Annotated in this window: 24 protein-coding genes; 6 read left to right on the plus strand and 18 right to left on the minus strand. The window is 32.6% G+C overall.

What is annotated here, in order from left to right; translation table 11 throughout:
• Positions 1-38: 38 nt before the first annotated feature.
• From ACJTHF_RS02515 to ACJTHF_RS02550, 8 genes are all read right to left on the minus strand, one after another.
• A complete protein-coding gene (locus tag ACJTHF_RS02515) occupies positions 39-371 on the minus strand; it encodes a DUF779 domain-containing protein (protein ID WP_025904728.1) in 333 nt (110 codons plus the stop codon).
• Positions 372-1892, minus strand: a complete 1521-nt coding sequence (locus ACJTHF_RS02520) for an aldehyde dehydrogenase family protein (protein ID WP_232156626.1) — start codon at positions 1890-1892, stop codon at positions 372-374.
• Between the two features lie 318 nt (positions 1893-2210).
• Positions 2211-3782, minus strand: a complete 1572-nt coding sequence (locus ACJTHF_RS02525) for a Gldg family protein (protein ID WP_106417416.1) — start codon at positions 3780-3782, stop codon at positions 2211-2213.
• Between the two features lie 86 nt (positions 3783-3868).
• The gene (locus ACJTHF_RS02530; protein WP_049319685.1) at positions 3869-4162 is read right to left on the minus strand and encodes a hypothetical protein; all 294 of its coding nucleotides are present in this window, start codon (positions 4160-4162) and stop codon (positions 3869-3871) included.
• A 68-nt stretch (positions 4163-4230) separates the two neighbouring features.
• Entirely contained in the window at positions 4231-5082 is an 852-nt protein-coding gene (locus tag ACJTHF_RS02535; RefSeq protein WP_048541870.1) for an SA0632 family lipoprotein, read from the minus strand.
• Positions 5083-5152: 70 nt separating this feature from the next.
• Entirely contained in the window at positions 5153-7195 is a 2043-nt protein-coding gene (locus tag ACJTHF_RS02540) for a cation:proton antiporter (protein WP_058591656.1), read from the minus strand.
• A gap of 18 nt (positions 7196-7213) precedes the next feature.
• Positions 7214-7651 (minus strand): GNAT family N-acetyltransferase, encoded by a 438-nt coding sequence (locus tag ACJTHF_RS02545; protein WP_078355488.1) that lies wholly within the window; start codon positions 7649-7651, stop codon positions 7214-7216.
• Between the two features lie 11 nt (positions 7652-7662).
• Entirely contained in the window at positions 7663-8415 is a 753-nt protein-coding gene (locus tag ACJTHF_RS02550; RefSeq protein WP_065380982.1) for a sulfite exporter TauE/SafE family protein, read from the minus strand.
• A 143-nt stretch (positions 8416-8558) separates the two neighbouring features.
• On the opposite strand from ACJTHF_RS02550, the gene ACJTHF_RS02555 reads away from it, so the two are divergent.
• Positions 8559-9242, plus strand: a complete 684-nt coding sequence (locus ACJTHF_RS02555) for a DUF1129 family protein (protein WP_025904720.1) — start codon at positions 8559-8561, stop codon at positions 9240-9242.
• A 201-nt stretch (positions 9243-9443) separates the two neighbouring features.
• Here the strand turns inward: ACJTHF_RS02555 and ACJTHF_RS02560 are convergent, their stop codons facing one another.
• From ACJTHF_RS02560 to ACJTHF_RS02585, 6 genes are all read right to left on the minus strand, one after another.
• Positions 9444-9959 (minus strand): hypothetical protein, encoded by a 516-nt coding sequence (locus ACJTHF_RS02560; RefSeq protein WP_407812517.1) that lies wholly within the window; start codon positions 9957-9959, stop codon positions 9444-9446.
• Between the two features lie 57 nt (positions 9960-10016).
• The gene (locus ACJTHF_RS02565) at positions 10017-10544 is read right to left on the minus strand and encodes a GNAT family N-acetyltransferase (RefSeq protein WP_078355485.1); all 528 of its coding nucleotides are present in this window, start codon (positions 10542-10544) and stop codon (positions 10017-10019) included.
• Positions 10545-10658: 114 nt separating this feature from the next.
• Positions 10659-11363: an amino acid ABC transporter permease gene (locus ACJTHF_RS02570; protein ID WP_232156628.1), complete on the minus strand. Its 705-nt coding sequence runs from the start codon at positions 11361-11363 to the stop codon at positions 10659-10661.
• Between the two features lie 5 nt (positions 11364-11368).
• Complete coding sequence (locus ACJTHF_RS02575) at positions 11369-12064, minus strand: amino acid ABC transporter permease (protein ID WP_058591661.1); 696 nt, start codon at positions 12062-12064, stop codon at positions 11369-11371.
• A gap of 11 nt (positions 12065-12075) precedes the next feature.
• Positions 12076-12903: a transporter substrate-binding domain-containing protein gene (locus ACJTHF_RS02580; RefSeq protein WP_107603059.1), complete on the minus strand. Its 828-nt coding sequence runs from the start codon at positions 12901-12903 to the stop codon at positions 12076-12078.
• Positions 12904-12913: 10 nt separating this feature from the next.
• The gene (locus tag ACJTHF_RS02585; RefSeq protein ID WP_058591662.1) at positions 12914-13657 is read right to left on the minus strand and encodes an amino acid ABC transporter ATP-binding protein; all 744 of its coding nucleotides are present in this window, start codon (positions 13655-13657) and stop codon (positions 12914-12916) included.
• A gap of 189 nt (positions 13658-13846) precedes the next feature.
• On the opposite strand from ACJTHF_RS02585, the gene ACJTHF_RS02590 reads away from it, so the two are divergent.
• On the plus strand, positions 13847-15130 hold the full coding sequence (locus tag ACJTHF_RS02590; RefSeq protein ID WP_058591663.1) for a homocysteine synthase: 1284 nt from the start codon (positions 13847-13849) through the stop codon (positions 15128-15130).
• Positions 15131-15272: 142 nt separating this feature from the next.
• The gene (nfsA, locus tag ACJTHF_RS02595; RefSeq protein WP_106417419.1) at positions 15273-16028 is read left to right on the plus strand and encodes an oxygen-insensitive NADPH nitroreductase; all 756 of its coding nucleotides are present in this window, start codon (positions 15273-15275) and stop codon (positions 16026-16028) included.
• A 53-nt stretch (positions 16029-16081) separates the two neighbouring features.
• On the opposite strand, the gene ACJTHF_RS02600 is transcribed toward nfsA, so the two are convergent.
• Together ACJTHF_RS02600 and ACJTHF_RS02605 are read right to left on the minus strand one after the other, a co-directional pair.
• Positions 16082-16759, minus strand: coding sequence for an ABC transporter ATP-binding protein (locus ACJTHF_RS02600; protein ID WP_048541848.1), 678 nt, complete (start codon positions 16757-16759; stop codon positions 16082-16084).
• 2 nt (positions 16760-16761) lie between these two features.
• The gene (locus tag ACJTHF_RS02605; RefSeq protein ID WP_232156632.1) at positions 16762-17814 is read right to left on the minus strand and encodes an ABC transporter permease; all 1053 of its coding nucleotides are present in this window, start codon (positions 17812-17814) and stop codon (positions 16762-16764) included.
• 181 nt (positions 17815-17995) lie between these two features.
• On the opposite strand from ACJTHF_RS02605, the gene ACJTHF_RS02610 reads away from it, so the two are divergent.
• Positions 17996-18415 (plus strand): OsmC family protein, encoded by a 420-nt coding sequence (locus ACJTHF_RS02610; RefSeq protein WP_048541845.1) that lies wholly within the window; start codon positions 17996-17998, stop codon positions 18413-18415.
• A gap of 55 nt (positions 18416-18470) precedes the next feature.
• On the opposite strand, the gene ACJTHF_RS02615 is transcribed toward ACJTHF_RS02610, so the two are convergent.
• Positions 18471-19370 carry a DNA-3-methyladenine glycosylase family protein gene (locus tag ACJTHF_RS02615; protein WP_232156634.1) on the minus strand — a complete coding sequence of 300 codons (900 nt, stop codon included), beginning with the start codon at positions 19368-19370 and terminating at the stop codon, positions 18471-18473.
• Positions 19371-19505: 135 nt separating this feature from the next.
• Between ACJTHF_RS02615 and ACJTHF_RS02620 the strand changes: the two genes are divergently transcribed.
• Both ACJTHF_RS02620 and ACJTHF_RS02625 read left to right on the plus strand, forming a co-directional pair.
• A complete protein-coding gene (locus ACJTHF_RS02620) occupies positions 19506-20405 on the plus strand; it encodes an ABC transporter substrate-binding protein (protein WP_232156636.1) in 900 nt (299 codons plus the stop codon).
• 324 nt (positions 20406-20729) lie between these two features.
• Complete coding sequence (locus tag ACJTHF_RS02625; RefSeq protein WP_058591667.1) at positions 20730-21287, plus strand: TetR/AcrR family transcriptional regulator; 558 nt, start codon at positions 20730-20732, stop codon at positions 21285-21287.
• An 81-nt stretch (positions 21288-21368) separates the two neighbouring features.
• Here the strand turns inward: ACJTHF_RS02625 and ACJTHF_RS02630 are convergent, their stop codons facing one another.
• Positions 21369-21698, minus strand: coding sequence for a hypothetical protein (locus ACJTHF_RS02630; protein WP_048541837.1), 330 nt, complete (start codon positions 21696-21698; stop codon positions 21369-21371).
• Positions 21699-21724 lie beyond the last annotated feature (26 nt).

The following is a 21724-nucleotide window of genomic DNA, read 5'->3' on the forward strand; positions in this document are numbered from 1 at the left end:
AAAGGATGTACTAATATTTTAGCACATCCTTCAAAAAATTATGATCTTACTGAACTCCTAATGTGAAATCTCTTCCCAGTTGGGCCTTCTATACTAAACATACCGCCTCTTCCATCAACAACATCGACTTCTAAATTCGTATGTTTCCAATATTCATATTGCTTATTATTCATATAGAATGGGACACCTTCAATTTCACCTAATTTCACGTCAACATCTCCAATAATTAATGTTCCTTCAACAAATAACATTGGAGAGCTACCATCACAACATCCACCTGATTGATGAAATATAAGGTTTTCACCATGTGTTTTCTTTAATTCTCTAATGAGTGATTTGGCTTTTTCAGTAGCAGTGACTTGTTCAGTCATTTAGAACAGTCCTGCAGGCTTCTCGTCATAACTCACGAGTAAGTTTTTAGTTTGTTGATAATGTTCTAACATCATCTTATGGTTCTCACGGCCAATACCACTCATTTTGTAACCACCGAAAGCAGCGTGAGCTGGATAAGTATGGTAGTTATTCACCCATACACGACCTGCTTGGATTCCTCTACCAAAGCGATAAGCTTTATTTTGGTTTCTAGTCCAAATACCCGCACCTAAACCATATAAAGTATCATTCGCCATTTCTAAAGCTTCTTCATCATCTTTAAATGTCGCTAATGATAATACTGGTCCAAAAATTTCTTCTTGGAATATTCTCATATTTTGTGTGCCTTTAAATATTGTTGGTTCAATATAGAAACCATTTTCTAATTCTCCAGCTTCTTCTCTTACATTACCACCAACTAATACTTCTGCACCTTCTTGTTTACCAATATCTAAATAACTTTTAATTTTTTCAGCTTGTTCTTGTGACGTTTGTGCACCCAGCATTGTTTCTGGATCTAGAGGATTACCTGTCTTAATTTGTTTTACACGCTCGATGCATTTTTCGATAAATTTATCATAAATATCTTCATGTACCAATGCTCTTGATGGACATGTACATACTTCACCTTGGTTAAGTGCGAACATCACTAATCCTTCAACAGCTTTATCTAAGAAGTCATCATCTTCATCCATAATATCTTTGAAGAAGATATTTGGTGATTTACCACCTAATTCAAGTGTTACTGGAATTAAGTTTTGACTCGCATTTTGCATGATGATACGACCAGTAGTTGTTTCACCCGTAAATGCAACTTTATTAATATTTTCATGTGTCGCTAAAGCTTGTCCTGCTTCCGCACCAAAACCATTTACAACATTAATCAAGCCTTCTGGTAATAAGTCTTGAATCAGTTCAATAAAATGTAAAATTGAAACAGGTGTTTGTTCTGCTGGTTTAAGTACAACAGCATTACCTGTAACGATTGCTGGCGCTAACTTCCAAGTAGCCATTAATAATGGGAAGTTCCATGGAATAATTTGACCAACTACTCCAATAGGTTCCTTAAAGTGATACGCTACTGTATTGTCGTCAATTTGAGAGATTGCCCCTTCTTCTGCTCTGACAACTCCAGCAAAGTATCTAAAATGATCTACAACTAATGGTAAATCAGCTGCTAGACATTCTCTAATAGGTTTACCATTATCAAATGTTTCAATAACTGCTAATTCTTCTAAATTTCCTTCAATACGATCTGCTATATCTAAGAGTAATTGCGAATGTTCAGCTGGCGACTTTTTCGCCCACTCAACTTGTGCTTTATGTGCTGCTTTAACTGCTTCATCTATATCTTCTTTTGTAGAACGAGGAATTTTTGCATATACTTCACCAGTTACTGGCGATCCATTATCAAAGAATTCACCATTTTTAGGATCCACCCATTTACCACTGATAAAGTTCTGATACTTGTCTTTAACTTTGTATTTTGCATTTGCTGCAGTTGGATATTCAAAAGCCATATTAAAACGCCTCCCTTAAATTGATTACAGTTTAATTTTAATCTACGGAAACGCTTATATCAACTAAAATGCATTTTACATTATTAATAAAAATTTAAATAAAAAGTTACAAATAACTATATATAAATAGCGTCTGGAGCATAATCATATGCCCAGACGCTTTAATGTCGTTATATGAAATTTATTGAGATACTGCTAACTGCCAAAATTCCAAATTATGGTAATTAGAATGCTGTAACTTCCATTATTCTGAATTGTGGTAGTTAGAGAGTACTCATTAAGGGACATTTCTCAGAATTATGTCCCTAACGACACCTGTTATTGTATATTTAATGTGGTTTTAGCTATCACGTTGCCGCCTGATAAGACTTCAACTTCTACTTCGTTGTCTGCTTCGTTTGCTATTTTGGATTTAAAATACCAATCTGTTACACCGTTTTTAATTTTTGGTGATACTGAACTTGAAACTCCTGGTGCTTGTCCGTCGAACATACCTACTTCTCGCCCGTCTTTATTTTTGATCGACATTTGGAATTTATTATTTACTAATTTCGATTCATCGACATGGACTGTTATTTCAAATTTCTCTTGTTTTTGAACGGATGATGGCATTTCAAATGTACCTTGTTCGCTATTGGATGTTTGATTATTATTTTGTTGCTTAGAACTAGACGTCGTTGATTGATCAGCTTTATTATTTTTACTTTCTGCTTTTGCACCATAGCTTCCAGATGCATAAGTTGAGGAATCATACCATTTATAGCCTTGTTTAGGTGTTCCCCAAGGTTCTTTTTCATTTTCTCTACTATTCTCAGGTTGTTCAAAATTCAATAAATCAGTCTTTTCATCAAGTTGAACATTCATGGATGATAAATCTTGGTCATCATCTTTTTTATTTAACCAATCTACAATTTGCATAATCATTTTTTGGTTATCTTCTTCTTTAAATCCATCATAAGTCTTTTTAGTTTCTCCGTTGTCTTCACGTTTATACTTTGGTGACTTGTCTTCTACCATTGAAGAATCGCCTATAAATGCGCCTTTACCTTTAGAAACTTTACTCACAGCAATATATGGACCTTCATTGCGGCCACCACCATTGTATATGCCTTGGTCTACTGCATGATTCCATGCATCATCTTTGGATAATTTAGGAACAAAAGCGACACCTTTTGCTTTATCAGGATCTGTAATAGCGATTGTTGAACCGGCATGCATCGATACTGCTTTAACACCTTTAGTAATTCCAAAACTATCTTTTTCATCTGCCAAATCATCAACTTTAATGTTACCTAATGCATTGTATCTAAATCTCAAGCCAAACACTTCGTTTAAGAAATCTCTACTTTGAACATCTTTCATCTTATCTGAGGAGCTTTCTTCAGCGTTCATGCCTTTTGTAGGATTATCAAAAGCACCTCTTCTATAACCATTCATCACTTCTGAAGAATCATATCGATTAAAGTTTCTATCGGCATTATAATGATCACTAATCATTAATATACTTCCACCAGACTTCACATATTGCTCTATAGCATCTTGTTCACTCGCTTTAAGTGGATTATTAGCCTCTGGAATAACAACGACTTCATAATCTTTCATCTTATCATAATTTAATAATTGGTTATATCCTAAATCTGTTACTTCATAGTTTTCTTTCGTTAATGCATCAGCAAAATCAGAAAAGCCACCATTAATGACCCAATCTGCACTGCCTGCTGTTTGACCATGTGCACTATCAAACAAGACTTTCCCTTTAATGTCATCACTTTTAGGTGATAATACAATTTTTCCTTCTTTGCCTTCTTTCTCAGTTACGTCATTTGAACAACCCGCAATAACAAAGACAAGCAATGTTATTAAACTCCAGATCGACAGTTTAGACCTCATTATATTTCTCCTTATGTATAAAATATGGAGCGAGTGAGAAATCTTTTATACTTAAAAGATTTCATCATCCCGCTCCGTTATGTGTACTATGCTTTTCTAATATATGTTAGCAGTTTAATTGTTACAGGATCAGTATCATAATTTTTAAAGCCTCTAGGAACTTCAATCGTTGCATCAATCAAATCATTAACTTCGTTAAAACGATATGTGACTTGATTAATATTAGATTTGCGATTAAAAATTACTGCTTCTGATGGCCAACTTCTAACCTCACCTGTTGTTGATTGTAATGTTCGACCTGTGATTGTTTCGATTTCATGACCTAATTCTAATAATGTCATTTTTCCGCCTTCAATCAGAACAAATTCTTTTTCGTGCACGATGACATCCCTCTTTTCAAATAATCCTTTGTTGTTTATTCCCTAATACAATTCAATCTAAACGCGACCTATAAATCTAATTTAAATGATTTTACTTTATCAGTTGCATCATCAAATGTAGCAGTTTTACTTACGCCACCGTGTATATTGAAAGTAGCACGGTTATTTTTAAGCGCTTCATAGGCTTTTTGAGAAATTGGAATAGATTTTAAACTTTTTGTCTTTTCTCCTGGCTGATATTCATCTGTATTTTCTTTAGACTTTTTCATGTACTTTTCATTGTGAGAGTCTGGTATAAATGATGCATAATCAGATCGTTGTTTATGACTACCATCTTGAATAGACGCCGTATTATCATAGTATAACTTATGATTAGAAGTATTTTCAGTTAATACTTCATACATCACGACATAACCATTTTTTGCACCATTAAAAAGTAAGACCTGTCCTTCAGGCATGTTATGCACTTGGAAAATTTGCAAATGATCAATATTGACTTTCATGCCACTGTCTTCAAATTGAAAATGTTTATCTCTAAGATCATGAATGAGTTCAACATCTCCATTTGTTGATGTTCGAATTGTATTAGGAAATGGCTTTTTTGCTGAGTCCTCTTTACTTTCAGTACTTGAAGTTTCTTTTTTATCTTTAGAATCATCTTTGCTTCTTTTAGATTCTTCTGTATCTGTTTGGTTGCTTTTCACTTCATCTTCAAGCTTTTTTAATTGTTCTTCTTTATCTTTAATACTTTCTTTTAACTTTTCATTTTCTTTTTCTAAAGACTTTTTATCTTTTTGATAATCTTTAGTCGATTTCTCTAAAGATTTAATTTCTTGTTCTAGATTTTTCTGTTCATCATCATTGCCACACGCTGCTAGAATAATTGATGAGCTCACCATAAGTAAAAGTGCCTTCTTCATAGGTGTCGCCTCCTATATATAGTCTTAAACATTTTACCACACAACATGTAAGCTATCTATTGAAAACAAACTATATGCTGTTACCGAGAACGATCATTTCATCATAATTAACAGATTCTCTTAGTTTGATTGCCATTGAACGACTGACTTTACCTTCTTCTGTTAACTGATTAATCATTTCTCTTTGAATTCTTAATGCGTAAATTTCCATTTCTGTATATACAGCAGTGTGATTGCCTTTGAAGTAATCAGGCGTTAATCTTTCAACTTTGTTCAAGTAAGAATCACATACGATGCTAATTTCAAATTCGTTGTTGTCATTCATTTCTTCTGTTAATCTTTTAACAACATTGAAATGCACTTCTTTACTTATAAATCTCATCTCTTTAATGTTACTTTCAATTGAAAGTGAACTTGTAGCACTGATGAATGTTTTAATTTTTCTACGTCTAATAAACAATTTCAACATTAATTTTGCTTTTGTATATAAAGAAGCATTTTTAAATGTTGATGAACGTTCTGTAATTTGTCTGTAGTTATCAAATGTACTTTGAGATATTTTATTTTCTTTAATGAGTTTATCCAACGTATTGAATTCTGTATCAATCGCAATGCGTTGCATACGTTCTAACTCTTTAATATCTTCATCTTTTTCTTCATTTTCTCTTAAGAATGATAATTGCATATGATAACTGCGTGTGATTTTACCGTAAATATAGCTTGTTTCTTTACTGTAAAATTCTTGTAGATTTTCTAATGCACTTTCAATTAATAAAATTTTAGCTTCGTTAAATGTTAGTAAACTTTGATCTTTCGGTTTAGCTTTTGGTGTAACGAGCGGTAATATTAATTGTGCGAGTACAAGACTGATTAAAATAACACCTGTTGCGATAAACAATAGATGATCACGATAAATAAAATCAGTGTGTTCTGACAATTTAAATGGCAACATCAATGCAATTGCTAATGAAATGGTACCGTGAACACCACAAACCGTCATAATAAACGCATATTTAAAGCGATTTGGTTTATCTACTTGAGATTCTGGGGCAATATCTTTACCCGTATTTAACATTTTAGAAAATCGACTTTCTGGTAAATAGAAATATGGATATGAAATAAGCACCCAAATATATCTAAATAGATACACTAATGCAGCTACAAATAATGTAATACCTATCACATGCATAATTTCATGTTGTGGTTCTTCTAATATATTAATCATGACTTCAGGTATTAAGAAGCCTAATAAAATAAATACAAAACCGTTTAATAAATAACTCAGTAAATCCCAAGTATGATTATATGTTACTTGCTCTTTCGTTGTTGCTTGAGCAATTCTATCTTTTTCGACACCGTGAATTAAACCTGCAATAACTGCAGCAATAATACCTGATGAATGGAATGTTTCAGCAATAATATAAACTAAAAATGGTGTAATAACCTGGATGAACGTAAGCATATTACCGTTATTAATACCATTTCGTGTTAAATAAACACGTAACTGTACAACACCATAACCAATGATTAGCCCGACAATTGCGCCACCGATTGCAGTTATAAAGAACTGTCCAACTGCACCGGTTAAGGAGAATGAACCACCTACTAATGCGGCTAATGCAATCTTAAATGATAAGATACCTGCAGCATCATTTAGTAAAGATTCACCTTCTAATATGGTCATAGCTCCTTTAGGCAATAATTTACCTTTCGCAATAGCTTGAACTGCTACCGCATCTGTAGGTGAAACAATTGCACCAATCGCGAAACATGCAGCTAATGGTAATTCTGGCCAGATAATATGTAATAAGAAGCCAAGACCAATAACTGTTGAGAATACAAGCACTAATGCCATTGACATAACGGGTTTCAAATACCTCGCTAAATGAACACGCGATACCGAAATACCTTCTAAAAATAGCAACGGTGCAATAATACCTACCATAAATACTTCTGACTCAAAATTTAATTCAACTGGAATTGGAGATAAGAATATAACAAAACCAATTATAATTTGAACAAAACTTAAAGGTATTTTAGAAATATAATGATGTATGATTGAACTTAGGATAATACCCATGATGAACCATAAAAAACCTTCAAATATGGCCATAAAATTCCTCTCTTCTGTTTAAAATAGCTTTTTACGCATAATAACTTTTTCAACTTCGTAGTCCATTGATTCATTTAAATGAATCATTGTTTTATTGTGAGCATGGACTGTTGAAACGATGGTATACGCACCCATATCTTTCGCCCACTTTTCTATTTCTCGTTTCAAAGCGGTTGCTATACCTTTATTTCTTTGACTTTTATCTACGAGAAGGTTGTATATCTTAACCTCTCGATCATGAACATTATATTTCGCCCATATAAAACCGATACATTCATCTTGAATTAAAGCACCTTTCAAAACACTCTTCTCATATTCAAGAGACCGCTTTATCGCCTCATATTCCAATGATGTAGCAAGTTTCAAACTTTGATTTTCCTCTTTAAATGATGAAGCAGCCATTTCACTAATGTTATAAATCATTGCGTCATCTTCTATATTTTTTATGACAACCATTTTTAACCTGCCTAATTATTCTCGATTAGTAACTTAATTGCTAAAATAAATATGATAATAAACATCACAATTTTCAGTTTCTTTTCAGGTAAAGAAACCGTTAAACGACCACCAATAAAGCCACCTAGACCTGAACCAAGTGCTAAACTTATGGCAAATGGCCAATTAACATAACCTTGAAAAATAAAAACAAAGGTAGATAATGATAAGTAAATCGTTATAACTAACGTCTTCATACATTGAACTTCTGCATAAGTCAGTCTTGGCATAATTAAATTTAAAGCGATAATAAATAAAAATCCTACAGCAGCTTGAACAATGCCACCATAAATACCAAGTGCTAGAAAAACAATAATAAGAAGGAAAATTCTAAAGGTAGATAATTTTTCAGATTGTTTTTGTGTATCTTTCCATCTGGTAGGAATAATCATAACGATTAAAACGAGAAGCATAATAATACCTAACATGCGGTTAAAGACAGCATCCGGGAGATTTATAGCGTAATGAACGCCGATAAAAGAGCCAATTATAGCAGGCACACTTAACATCAAACTCAACTTAACATTTTTCATGCCTTTTATGTAAAACACATATAAGCCTAATAAATTTTGAACTAAAATCGCAACCCTGTTCGATGCATTCGCAACAGTAGTTGGTAATCCAAAAAATATAAGTAACGGCAAGACAATTAACGAGCCACCAGCCGATACAATATTAATCGTTCCTGCAAAAATCCCTACTAAAAAGATAATAAATAATGTCATAATCTCCAAGACTACACCACCTGTTACATTTAATAATATCGAAAAATTAATCATCTGTAAAAAGTATAAACCTCAAATTTGTAATGTTTTATTAGAAAATACTTGTTAGAATAAAATTATTGATAACAGAAAGGAAAACGCTGATGAAAAAATCAACACGCGACCTTATAATAGAAAACAACGTAAAACGATTAAGACTCAATAGTCACGATAGAGAAGTTTACGAAAATTATATAACATATGTACGCGCAAATTTGAGCATCAATGAATATGACTCAGAGAAAATGCTGCTCAATATACTCAATCATTTATTAAGTGCCGAAAAAGATGGTATGCATGCCATGGAATTTTTTGAACACGATCCAAAAAAACATGCCGACACGATGATTAGAAATATGCCAAATAGAACATTCCAGAATATATTTAAATTCATCGGATTACACATCCTTATATTGTTAGGTGTCTTCTCATTCATAAGAGGATTCACAGGATTCTTCACACAAGTTGAATTCACTTATCTTTACACATTCCTCATAACCTTTGTAACAGGATTTACGATGATTTTTATATTTATATGGATGATATTTAAAGTCGTTCAAATACGAATATATAGCGAATCCAATTGGACAACCATGATTACTAATATATTGATATTCGGGACATTAGTTGTGACGATACTAGCCTTTTATTTACCAGGCGTCTATTTACAATTAGGACCTAAAATATATACATCGAATTGGGCATATATCATACTTTCGTTCATACTAACACCACTCGGATTATATATAGATCACCACAGAAAAATAGACCAGCCCGATTCAAGGTAGGTAAGACAATAGAGCAGAGCAAGCGGAACCATCTTTGGATATGGTTCCGCTTGTTTCATTTAATGTGGTATTAGGAAATTACCAGGCCGATAATTTATTTTATCGGCCTGGTAATCTCGTTTCTGGACCGGTAATTTTATTTATCGGTCCACATTTCTTATTTCTGGACCGTAAATTTTTTTATCGGTCCAGAAAGTCACTTCATATAATAAAAGTACCTATATATAGAATTAAAAATATCAATAGTGTTTCAATATTTATAAAAAATACATTTGGAATAATACCTTTTTTGTATCTTGTTACATAATATATAAGTATGCCAATATAATAGACAATCAATAATCCCCATATTAGAAATAATAAGCCTATCCCATATTCATTATTTTGAATTAAATGTATACCAAATAGTAATAGCCAAACTGATTTCAGTATATTACCTACTACTTCTAATGGATCAGACACTATTTTGAACATTTTATCTATAGTTTCTGCTCTAAACAAATTCGTATAAGATATTAAATCACAAATCACTTGAAGAAACATGGATACACTCATCAGTATTGTAAACATCAATCCAAATACCAATACAATGCCATTTAAGTCCCCATCAAGTTTTGCATAATAATTTAAAGGAATTTGGCTAAAACAGATAAAGATTATTGTAAACATCGTATGAATAATATAGAATTTTTCATTTTTAATTAAGTAATTAGCCAATAATAACAAACATATATAAACGCCCAACCCTACTACCACCATATTACTGACCTATCTTTAATAGTTTTCATTTACGATGGCATATAGGTAATGATCTTTCCATTCGCCATTTATTCTTACGTTAGATCTGTTTAGTCCTTCGCGAGTCATACCTGCTTTTTCTAATACTCTAACTGAACCGATATTTGTTGGTTGTACGCCTGCTTCAACTCTATGAAATCCTAACTCATTAAATGCGATACGAATGACTTCTTTTGCTGCCAATGTTGTAATACCTTTTCCGTTGTATGCTACGTCTAATGCATAACCCATCATACAGCTTTGAATATTGTGTCTGACGATTGCAAATAAATCTATCGTTCCGATTACTTTATTATCTTCTTTATGTACAATGACATAGTGATAGCCTTTATCTTCTGTCATATCTTGTAAATGTTTATCTATAATTTTTCTATAATTATAGAGTTGATAGTCTGAATCTTTGCGATCTGCTGCTGAATACGATTCAAATAGTGCTCTATTACGTATATCTATATCTAACAATTCATTTGCGTCTTTCATTTCAACTGGTCGGATTTCAATCATGATGCACCCCCGTTATTTATTTATCTATTAGTATACACTTATACGATGTAAAGTTATAAAAAATAAGGTCATAGATTAAATTTCCTAGGAAATGATAATCTATGACCTTGCGCTTTATGTTTGATATAAATATTTTCCAACTCTGTTTTCCATCTTGCCAAAAATCCATTCGAAAATGATAGCCATAATCCAATATATTGCACTTGCTATAATATATACTTCAACAAAACGATAACCGTCGTTAGCAATAATTTGGCTGATTGCGAGTATTTCTGTTACTTGCACCACAAACGCGATTGCTGTCCCTTTAATTAAAGCAATAAATTGATTACCTAAGTTTGGAATTGCATAACCTAAAGCTTGAGGTATCACAATTCTCATGAGTATATGTCGCTTTCTAAGTCCAACTGTTAGTGCCGCTTCTATTTGTTTATCATCAACACTTCGTAAACCGCCACGCATCACTTCTGTCAAATACGCAGCTGAATGTAATGTAAATACAAATAATACGATTGCTAAAGGATTGATACCATCAGGATCAATGTTCCAGTGCCACATTTTGTTTAACCACTCTATTACTACAGGTGTTCCATAATAAAAAGCAAACAACTGAACGATGAGTGGTGTTGATCTGAAGAATGAAACAAATATGACAATGAGTTGATTAATAACTGGATACTTAGCTTGTCTTATTAATGCAAAAGCAGTACCAATCACTAATCCAAATACCATACTGACAACTGCTATTAATAACGTTGTCGGCACACCTTTTAAAATATCTCCAACATGTTCATACATAAAAGGAAAATCTATCGTCAAATTGCTCACCTCATTTGTTCAGTTTGATATGGAATATTGTATTTCTTTTCTAAAAGCATCACGATAAACTCGACTATGATACAGATGACCCAGTAAATGATACAAATCGCGACATATACGGGAAACATACCTAGTCCGTAGTTATTACCGATAATTAAATTCACTTGTCCCATCATATCGATTAAACCGATTGTAAATGCTAATGATGTGTCTTTAATCAGTTCTATAACTTGATTACCGATGTTCGGTAAACTATTTCTAAATCCTTGTGGAATAATAATTCTTAATAAAATTGTACGATCATTAAGACCAACTGTTTTCCCTGCTTCAATTTGTCCTTTATCAACAGAGTTATAACCAGCTCTCATCACTTCTGATAAATATGAACCAGTATGTAGCGTGAATGTCAAAATAACAAAGAAAAGTCTACTAAAATGATTAATATCAATGTAAACCCACTGCAATATGATCGGTAACGCAAAATATACTAAAAATAGTTGTAATATAAGTGGCGTACTTCTGACAAAGGATACATATAATTTTACGATTTGGGATAGTGCAGGTACTTTTTTGATTCTAATAACTGCTAATACTAGCCCCAATATCATCGCAAATAAAAGAGAAAGAACAGTAATAAACAATGTAATTGGTAGTTTATCCAGTATTTGCGCAAACAAATCTGGCCAAGTGGTAGTTCCCATATGTCTCCTCCTTATAAGCGGTCTTTAATATCATTTAATGACTCTTTATCATCAAATATATTAAATCCAAACCATTTTTTAGATAAGTTCTCTAGCGTACCATCTTCTTTTAATTCTTTAGTTGCTTTGTCTATATCTTTTTGTAATTGCGTATTTTTCTTGTTATATAAAATATGAACAGATTCTTTTGAAACAACGCCACCAACTTTCACGTCAGCATTGAGTTCTTTTTGAATTGCTTGGTAAGTTGTTAAGTTTAAGAACATGGCATCTCTTCTTTGAGATTCAATCATTTTGAAATTTTCACCATTTGAAACTTTATGGATTTCATCAATGTCGATTTGATTTTTATGAGTCTTGTTGTAACCTGTTAAGATTGAATATAAGCCGCCACTCGGTGACATAGGCGTTAGACTTTTATGTTGTAAATCATCTAAAGTTTCAATATCATTTGTATCATTATGTACAATAAGTGTTGTTAAAGAATAAACATAAGGCTCCTTCTGATACAAAAATTTCTGTTCTCGCTCAGGGGTTTTGAAGAACCAATTAATGCCCATATCAAATTTACCAACACCAATACCAACAACGTTAGATTCTTCTTCTCCAAATTCATATTGGAAATCATATTGTGGTAATTTCTTTTCAAGCTCTTTCATATAATCCATATCGTATCCGACTGGTTTATTATCACTATCTGTATATAAATAAGGCGGATTGACTTCAGCAGATAAAGCCACTTTGACAACTTTTTTGCCGTTATTTTCTTTCGTGATTGTGCCGCAACCAGATAAAGAGATGATGAGCATCATCAAAATCAATAATTTAATATATTTCATTCTTTACCTCCTACAATCCGACTGGTGTTAAACGACTTAAGAATCTTCTCGTACGCTCAGACGCTGGATTATCAATAACGGCTTCCGGTGTCCCACTTTCAATAATTTCACCTTTATCCATAAACACAACTTGATCAGATACTTCTTTCGCAAATTGGATTTCATGCGTTACGATAACCATCGTTCTACCTTCGCTTGCAATTTCTTGAATGATATTTAACACACCTTGTACAGATTCAGGATCAAGTGCTGAAGTTGGTTCATCTAATAACAACACTTCAGGCTCGATACTGAGCGCTCTCACAATACCAACTCGTTGCTGTTGTCCACCTGACAGTTGAACAGGATAAACATCCGCTTTATCATCTAAAGATACTTTTTTAAGATATTTCATAGCTTTCTCTTTAGCTTCTTTCTTCTTCATTCCTTGTCCGTATATCAAACCTTCTGTAATATTTTCTAAAATTGTACGGTTTTTAAACAAATTATAGTGTTGAAAAACCATTGCAGATTGACTTCTTAAGCGTGTAACATCCTGCTTTTGATAATTTTCTACATTGAACTTACAATTCCCGAGTTCGATTAATCCTTTATATGGTGTTTCAAGCATATTTAAACTTCTTAGTAGTGTCGTCTTCCCCGATCCACTTGGTCCAATAATTGTTGTGACGGTACCTTTTTCTTGTTCAAAATTTATATTCTTCAAAATTTCTTGTGTACCAAATTTATGATACAATCCTTCAACTTTAAGCAAGTCATCCACTCCCGAACATAATAATATGTTGAATTTATCACAACTATTCTTATAAGTAAAGTCGGTTTTAATTCAAATACGCATTTTAACAGCCTTAATGAATTTTTCTTAGCTTTTAACTCGGATTTAATTGAATTTTTTAAATTGTCTGACTATAATGGCATATATAACTTAAGGAGGTAATTATGAATGACACAAGAAAATTGGAATAAAGAGACATTAGCAATTCACGGTGGTCAAGTACCTGATCCTGTAACAGGTTCTACAGCTGTACCTATTCATCAAACAACTTCATATACGTTTAAATCTACTGAACATGCGAAGAACTTATTCGCATTAGCTGAAGAAGGGAACATATATTCTCGAATTATGAACCCAACGAATGATGTATTCGAGAAACGTATCGCTTTATTAGAAGGCGGACTAGCAGCATTAAGTGTTGGTAGCGGTCAAGCAGCCATTACTTTGAGTATATTAAATATTGCAGAAAGTGGCTCTGAAGTAGTCGCATCTACTAACCTATATGGTGGTACATATAATTTATTTGCTGTAACTTTAAAGAAATTCGGCATTAAAGTACACTTTGTAGATCCAGATGACCCAGCAAATTTTGAAGCAGCAATCAATGAAAACACGAAACTTATTTTCGCTGAAACAATTGGTAACCCACGTATCGATGTATTAGATATTGAAGCTGTTGCTAAAGTGGCTCACGATAATGGCATTCCATTAATCGTTGATAATACATTTGCTACGCCTCACCTACTACAACCAATTAAATTTGGCGCTGACATCGTTGTTCATTCTGCGACTAAATTTATTGGTGGGCATGGTACATCAATTGGTGGTGTGATTATAGATAGTGGTCAATTCAACTGGGATAATGGCAAATTCCCTGGATTAGTTGAACCTGATCCAAGTTATCATGGTGTATCTTATGTCAATGACGTTGGTGCAGCTGCATACATTACGAAAGCACGTGTACAATTGCTGCGTGACATTGGACCAGCACTATCACCATTTAATGCACAACAATTCCTAATCGGACTTGAAACTTTACATTTAAGAACAGAACGTCATTCTGAAAATGCTCAAAAAGTTGCAGAGTTTCTAGAAAATCACGAAAAAGTAAGCTGGGTTAATTATCCTGGACTTAAATCTAATCAATATCACGAACTCGCAACTAAATACTTACCTAATGGCCAAGGCGCTATCTTAACATTTGGTGTTAAAGGTGATTCAGAAGCTATTCCCGAATTTGTTGAAGCACTGAATTTATTCTCTTTATTAGCAAACGTTGGTGATTCTAAATCACTTATCATACACCCAGCAAGTACGACACACCAACAATTAACAGACGAAGAACAACTTGCATCAGGTGTTACGAAAGACTTAGTACGCTTATCAGTTGGTACAGAATCTAGTGAAGACATTATTAAAGATTTAGAACAAGCGTTAAATAAAATTAAATAAGCTTCACTTAATAAGCGTTTGGGATGTCATATGATATCCTAAACGCTTATTTTTCTACTCTTTAAAGCACCTTATATGAATATTTTTAATATTTTTGATAACATTTATATATCATAAGTATTATAAAGGAGCACTGAACACAATGAATCAAAGCGTATTTGACTTAACTCAACAGCATCGATCTGTTAGACAGTTTAAAGATGAACCTCTTTCTAAAGAGACTGTAGAAAAATTAGTAAAAGCAGGACAAATGGCTTCAACTTCAAGTTACGTTCAAGCTTATTCTATTATTGGTATTACAGACCCAGAAATTAAACAAGCATTAAAAGAAGTATCAGGGCAACAACATGTTGTCGATAACGGTTATTTATTTGTGTATGTGATAGATTATTACCGTCATAGTTTAATTAACCAAGAAACACAAGGCAATATGCAATCTAGTTTTGAGTCAGCTGAAGGCTTGCTCGTTGGTACGATAGATGTTGCACTTGCTGCACAGAATGTTGCTTTAACTGCTGAAGATATGGGACTAGGTATTGTTTATTTAGGATCATTACGTAACGATGTTGGTCGAGTGAGTGAGATATTAAACTTACCTGAGCATGTCTTCCCACTATTTGGTATGGCTGTCGGTGTACCGAGTGATGACGATCAAGGTTCACCTAAGCAACGTTTACCATTTGAACATGTCTTCCACGAAAATCAATATAATGCCGACAAAGAGCAACAACTTACTCAAATTAAACAATATGACAAAGATATCCAAGAATATTATGAAAAACGCACACAAGGTAAACGCTCAGAATCTTGGTCAGAACAAATTAAAAATATGATGAGCAAAAAAACAAGACCAGATATTCTAGAAAAATTAAATCTCAAAGGTTTCATTAAAAAATAAGCACACAAAAAGCGGCTGTGAGATGATTAACATTCTCCAGCCGCTTTTCCTAATTATGATACTTGTTCCTCAATTCTTCCGTCACTTAATTTAATCACTTTATCTGCAAATTCAAATATTCTTTCATCATGTGTAATCATAATACCAATCGAATTATTTTCTTTCACACTATTTTTAATCATTTTTGCTACTTCTATTGCACGTTTTGAATCTAAACTTGCAGTAGGTTCATCTGCCAAAATCATTTTTGGATGATTCATCCAAGCTCTCATAATTGCAACACGTTGTTTTTCCCCGCCTGACAATTCATTTGGATATGATTTGAGTCTATGAGATAAACCAATTTGTTTTAATAATTTTTCAGCTCTTTCTTTAGCATCTTTCTTACGCATGCCAGCCATTTCTCCAACATAAACAAGTTGATCTGTAACATTTAAATATGGTATTAAGTGTGATGATTGAAAGATAAACCCTATTTGATTCAATCTCATATCTGTTAATTTTTTATCTGATAAGTCTACATAATCTAAATCGTCTAATGTTATTTCTCCTGAGCTTTTGCCAAGTAATCCACCAATAATAGAAAGTAATGTAGATTTCCCTGAACCAGAAGCGCCATTCAAAATAACAAGCTGTCCTTTTTCTGCTGTAAACGTAATATCGTTTAATACTTGTGTTTTTGCTTCTTTTTCTCCGAATGATTTTGTAACATGTTCAACAACTAATCCCATTATTATTCTCCTCCTATAGCTTCAAGTGGTTCGATTTTTGTCACTTTAATCAGTGATAGTACGGCGCCGATTAATGAAACAACGATGAATACGGCTACCATTAACATCATTAAGTTTGCGTCAATATAGAATGGCATTGAAACTGGCATCACACTGTTGATGATGAATATAACGGCAATGGATAAGACCACGCCCACTAATGTGATCATCAGAATTTGCAACATTAATGATGCGATAAGTGATTTGTTTTTTGTACCGATTGCTTTTAAAATACCAAATTGGCTTGTTTTTTGAATTGTCATAACATAGAAGAATGCCGTGATAACAATAGCTGAAATAACGAATAAGAATACAATCATCAAGTTCAATGGTTGTTGTTCAGCATTATAACTTGGAATGGCATTTAACATGTCATCTTGTGAAATGACTTTAACATTGTCTACATCGTTGATTTCATTTTTTTGATGATCATTCAAGTTGTCATATGCAATGACTGAAATATGATGACCTTTCAATGTATCCATGCCATTTTTATTTACATAAGCCATAGATGTATGTGAGAACATGATATTATCAATAAATCCTGAGATTTCAAATGATTGATCGCCTTCTGATAATTTAATTTCGTCCCCTACTTTAAAGCCTTCTGATTTTAATTTCTCATTCAATAACACTTCGTTTTTATTTTGAGGTAAATGTCCTTCTGTTGGTTTCGGTTTAATGTTATTTGTCATTTGTGTAAACATTAAATTCGTTTTTCCACTTTTAGTATCAATTTTTTGCATTGCTGTTTTGACTGTGTCGCCTTTAGCTATTGTATTAACAGCTTCATCAGTTTTCGTCGTAATATTAGACTGACTTAAGTTATTGTCAGCATCACTGGCTATTACGTACGTACTTTTATTCCATTGTTCAATTCCCGATACATTCTCTTTAGCCAATCCTTGTGCTAACGCTGATATAAATAACACTAAAAATGCTAATAAGAATAAAATTAATGTTACGAGTAAATATTTAAATTTGTAATAAGTAAGTTCTTTAAGTGCTAGTTTCATGTCTATCCGTTCCTCTCTCTTTAATGTATATATATATCATAACGAGGCAATATGAACTGAATATGAACAAAAAGACATAAAAACAAATTTTTTTATTTTAATGAATAATTATGGGAAAGACGATTTACTAGTCTATATTATTTGAAGTTGATACAATTTTAAAAAAGAGGAGGAGAGCTTAATGATTAAGTCTACTTGGCAAGGTAAGAAAACTTTTAAAGCACAATCCAAATTTGGCCACGACATCATTTCTGATGCACCAACAGAATCAGGTGGAGATGACAATGGACCATCTCCTGTTGAACTTATGTTAAGTGGTTTAGCTGGGTGTACTGGAATTGATGTTACCAATTTAATGAAAGAACGTTTAGCTCAAGTTACGAAATTGGAAATCACTGTAGATGATGAAAGAGAAGATACAACATCTCGATCAGTGAAACATGTCACATTAACATTCGATGTTGAAGGTGAAGTGGATTTAAAAAAATTAAAGCGTTCCATAAAACTGAGTGTCGATAAATATTGTACGGTTGCACATTCTTTAAAAGCAACAATTGAACCAAAACTTATCTTTAATGGTGAAGAACAAACTTTAGACTAAAAAATAAGAGTTGGATGAAATACCCTATTTATCGTAGAGATTTCAATCCAACTCTTTAATTTTGATTATATGGTGCTCGCCATATATAAAATGTTGCATAAGAACTCCACTCATGCCAACCTTCATTTAAACTTAACATTTGTTCTTTAGATGGTTTCTTATCTAAATTCAAGATGTCTTTCAATGCGTTTTGTAAACCAACATCTCCGATTGGAAAAGCATCCTGAACACCTAATGCACGCATCATAACATAATGTGCAGTCCATGGACCAATCCCTCTAATTTTAATCAGTGAACGCTCAATTTCATTCGTATCCTTAATATCCATCAACATGTCTTTAGATAACATTTGAGAATGCATTCTTTTGGCAATATCTATTAAATATTCTGCTTTTCTTCTTGAGAATTTCAAATCCATCAACTCTTGTACTGAAACATTCGCAATCACTTCAACTGTTGGATGGATATAATACGCTTTATGATTATACGTGATTTTCTCGCCATAAGTTTGAACAAGTCTCTTTTTAAGTTGGTATGCAAATGTTAAATTAATTTGTTGACCAATTATGCCCCAGGAAATAGCTTCAAATAAATTTGGAAGTCTAATCAATCTTAAACCATATAATTTACGGATTAATGGCTTTAATATTTCATTTTTCCTGCCATATTGGTAAAACGATGATAAATCTGCTGAGAAATCAAACCATTCTTCTATATATGCAATTATTTTTTCGGTAAGTGCTGGATTTACAGAAACATCATTTAAAACCTCAACAATTAAGTAATGACTATGATAATAAATACATATCAACAGTCTCTCGCCATCTAAATTAATTGCACGATAAATTTTATGATCTTCAACTTCAAATAACACTTCATTCTCATCTCTTTTTAAATAATCTAAGCATTTTTCATAGTCGAATATTTTGGGACATTCTATTCTAATTTCATGCATGATACATCACCTCCATCGTTAAAGATATTATGCGTTATTTACAATTAATACACAAATTTAAAATATAAAAATTGATACTATTTAAAGAAATAACATGTTATAATTGAAAGTAATTATCAATTAGGAGAGAGAAAAATGACCAAAAAATTACTTGTATTCCTCGCTACATTGTTACTTGTATTAGCAGCTTGTGGCAACAAAGATGATGACTCATCTAAAAACAAAAGTCACAAATATAAAACAGATGAAGGTAAAACAGTTGAAATTCCTAACAATCCAAAACGTGTAGTCGTATTAACAACTAACCAAGGTAACTTCCAAAAACTTGGTGTTGATCCAGTCGGAACAGATGCTGATTTCCCTAAATCAAAATATGTTGACGATAAAGACGGGAAACGTGTTGGTTCTGAAGATGTTGAAGCTGTTACAAAGCTTAAACCTGATTTAATCATTACTTATAATGCTAACCCACAAATAAAAAAATATGAAAAAATAGCACCTACTGTACCATTCGACCACAGTAAACGAACTTTTAAAGAAGTACACATCGAAATCGGGAAATTATTAGGTAAAGAAGATAAAGCTAAAGAACAAATTAAAGAAATAGAAGATATCATGGCTAAAGATGGGAAAGAAGTCAAAGATAAAATCGGCAAAGACAGCACAGTTTCTATAATGGAAGTTGGACCTAAAGAACTTACATTAATCGGTAAGAACTTTGGTAGAGGTTCTGAAGTTATTTATCAAGGATTTGGATTTAAACATCCAGAAGCAGCACAAAAAGACATTCCTAAAGAAGGTTGGTTATCAACTTCATTCGAGAACTTTAATAAATACACTGGTGATTATTTATTAATCCCAACTGAAAATGGAAAAGCACCAAACTCTTCATTAACTAAAGGTAGCATTTGGAAAAATACACCGGCAGTTAAAGACGATCACATATACTACTATCCAAGAAATGAATTTATGTATTCAGATCCAATTTCAGTCGAAAAACAATCTAAATACTTTAAAGATATGTTAACGAAATAATAAAGCAGAGACTAGGTCATAACGACCTAGTCTCTTCTATTATATAAGTATAAGTTATAGAAACTGTTGTGAACACTTCTGGCTAAACTTGTTCATAACGATGGCCTTGTGAACACTTCTGGCCAAACTTGTTCATAACGATGGCCTTGTGAACACTTCTGGCCAAACTTGTTTGTAACGGAGTTGTTAGTTACAAAACTACTGAGAATTGTAATTACTGGTCTCCTTATTTGCACTTCTAGCCAAAACTGCTAATAACGCACTCAGTATTTGCATTTCATGAATTTTATGCATACACTGTATATTAAAGGAGTGGAATTTATTTTGACTAAACAAACGGATTTACGTGTGATTAAAACTAAAAAAGCTCTCACAGAAACATTAGTCTCAATACTTAAAGAGAAGAATTTCTCAGATATTACTGTAAATGAAATTTGTCATGCATCTCTTATACATAGAACAACATTTTACAAGCATTTTATGGATAAGTTTGATCTTTTACAATATGCATTAAGCGAATATACGAAAGATTTCTTTGAATTAGATTTATACGATCGTCTGCACCATCCTTTTCAATCGATGGAGAAGGCATTTATCAGTGAGCTAAGTGACGTATTTGAAAAGCAAAAAGATAATAGTGATACTGCATTTATGGATGAACTTATTAAACACTTCATTGAAGTATTTAGTAAAGATTTCAAAAATAATATTGATAAAGTTACGACTCCTACCCACCTACCTCAATCTTTACTTCCGTTTATTTATGGATCTAATTTAGCGGCAATTATACATTGGTCTGAATTAGCAGATGGTGATATAGACTTTGAAAAGCTAGATAAAATATTTAACGAAATCAATATAATTAGCATGAATAACGGTTAATCAATTTCATCATTTGTATATAAAAAACCTTTCAATTTAGACCTGTTATGGTCTTCATTGAAAGGTTTTTAACGATGTTATTTATTGTTGAACGAGATTGTTAACGTAATCTTTGAATGCTTCTTTGTCGCCTTCTTCAATATCAATCATTGCAACTTTTCCTTGTGGGAATTCAATAAATAATACACCTTTATCTTCTATTGTAACAGCTTTGATGTCTTGATAACTAAATACTCTTTTATAAGGTTCACCGTTCATATCAACGCTCATAATGACACGTTCGTTTGTTGTAATATATGCCCCTTTAAATTGGCTTTGTTCGCCTACTTTATAAATGATTGTTCCTAATACACTTGGACCAACTTTTTCTGTAGGATATAATTCATTTTCATCAATTTCATTTAATTTCATGTTCAATACCTCCATTTAATAACTAC

This window comes from Mammaliicoccus sp. RAM2 (assembly GCF_045897195.1).
Taxonomy (GTDB): Bacteria; Bacillota; Bacilli; order Staphylococcales; family Staphylococcaceae; genus Mammaliicoccus; species Mammaliicoccus sciuri.

What these genes read in the sequence shown, in the direction of transcription:
- ACJTHF_RS02610 (WP_048541845.1), top strand. Translation starts at nt 17,996, where the DNA reads ATGATTAAGTCTACTTGGCAAGGTAAGAAAACTTTTAAAGCACAATCC.
- ACJTHF_RS02545 (WP_078355488.1), bottom strand. Translation starts at nt 7,651, where the DNA reads ATGGTTGTCATAAAAAATATAGAAGATGACGCAATGATTTATAACATT.
- ACJTHF_RS02540 (WP_058591656.1), bottom strand. Translation starts at nt 7,195, where the DNA reads ATGGCCATATTTGAAGGTTTTTTATGGTTCATCATGGGTATTATCCTA.
- ACJTHF_RS02630 (WP_048541837.1), bottom strand. Translation starts at nt 21,698, where the DNA reads ATGAAATTAAATGAAATTGATGAAAATGAATTATATCCTACAGAAAAA.
- ACJTHF_RS02615 (WP_232156634.1), bottom strand. Translation starts at nt 19,370, where the DNA reads ATGCATGAAATTAGAATAGAATGTCCCAAAATATTCGACTATGAAAAA.
- ACJTHF_RS02600 (WP_048541848.1), bottom strand. Translation starts at nt 16,759, where the DNA reads ATGGGATTAGTTGTTGAACATGTTACAAAATCATTCGGAGAAAAAGAA.
- ACJTHF_RS02620 (WP_232156636.1), top strand. Translation starts at nt 19,506, where the DNA reads ATGACCAAAAAATTACTTGTATTCCTCGCTACATTGTTACTTGTATTA.
- ACJTHF_RS02550 (WP_065380982.1), bottom strand. Translation starts at nt 8,415, where the DNA reads ATGACATTATTTATTATCTTTTTAGTAGGGATTTTTGCAGGAACGATT.
- ACJTHF_RS02575 (WP_058591661.1), bottom strand. Translation starts at nt 12,064, where the DNA reads ATGGGAACTACCACTTGGCCAGATTTGTTTGCGCAAATACTGGATAAA.
- ACJTHF_RS02605 (WP_232156632.1), bottom strand. Translation starts at nt 17,814, where the DNA reads ATGAAACTAGCACTTAAAGAACTTACTTATTACAAATTTAAATATTTA.
- nfsA (WP_106417419.1), top strand. Translation starts at nt 15,273, where the DNA reads ATGAATCAAAGCGTATTTGACTTAACTCAACAGCATCGATCTGTTAGA.
- ACJTHF_RS02565 (WP_078355485.1), bottom strand. Translation starts at nt 10,544, where the DNA reads ATGATTGAAATCCGACCAGTTGAAATGAAAGACGCAAATGAATTGTTA.
- ACJTHF_RS02590 (WP_058591663.1), top strand. Translation starts at nt 13,847, where the DNA reads ATGACACAAGAAAATTGGAATAAAGAGACATTAGCAATTCACGGTGGT.
- ACJTHF_RS02555 (WP_025904720.1), top strand. Translation starts at nt 8,559, where the DNA reads ATGAAAAAATCAACACGCGACCTTATAATAGAAAACAACGTAAAACGA.
- ACJTHF_RS02535 (WP_048541870.1), bottom strand. Translation starts at nt 5,082, where the DNA reads ATGAAGAAGGCACTTTTACTTATGGTGAGCTCATCAATTATTCTAGCA.
- ACJTHF_RS02515 (WP_025904728.1), bottom strand. Translation starts at nt 371, where the DNA reads ATGACTGAACAAGTCACTGCTACTGAAAAAGCCAAATCACTCATTAGA.
- ACJTHF_RS02520 (WP_232156626.1), bottom strand. Translation starts at nt 1,892, where the DNA reads ATGGCTTTTGAATATCCAACTGCAGCAAATGCAAAATACAAAGTTAAA.
- ACJTHF_RS02525 (WP_106417416.1), bottom strand. Translation starts at nt 3,782, where the DNA reads ATGAGGTCTAAACTGTCGATCTGGAGTTTAATAACATTGCTTGTCTTT.
- ACJTHF_RS02580 (WP_107603059.1), bottom strand. Translation starts at nt 12,903, where the DNA reads ATGAAATATATTAAATTATTGATTTTGATGATGCTCATCATCTCTTTA.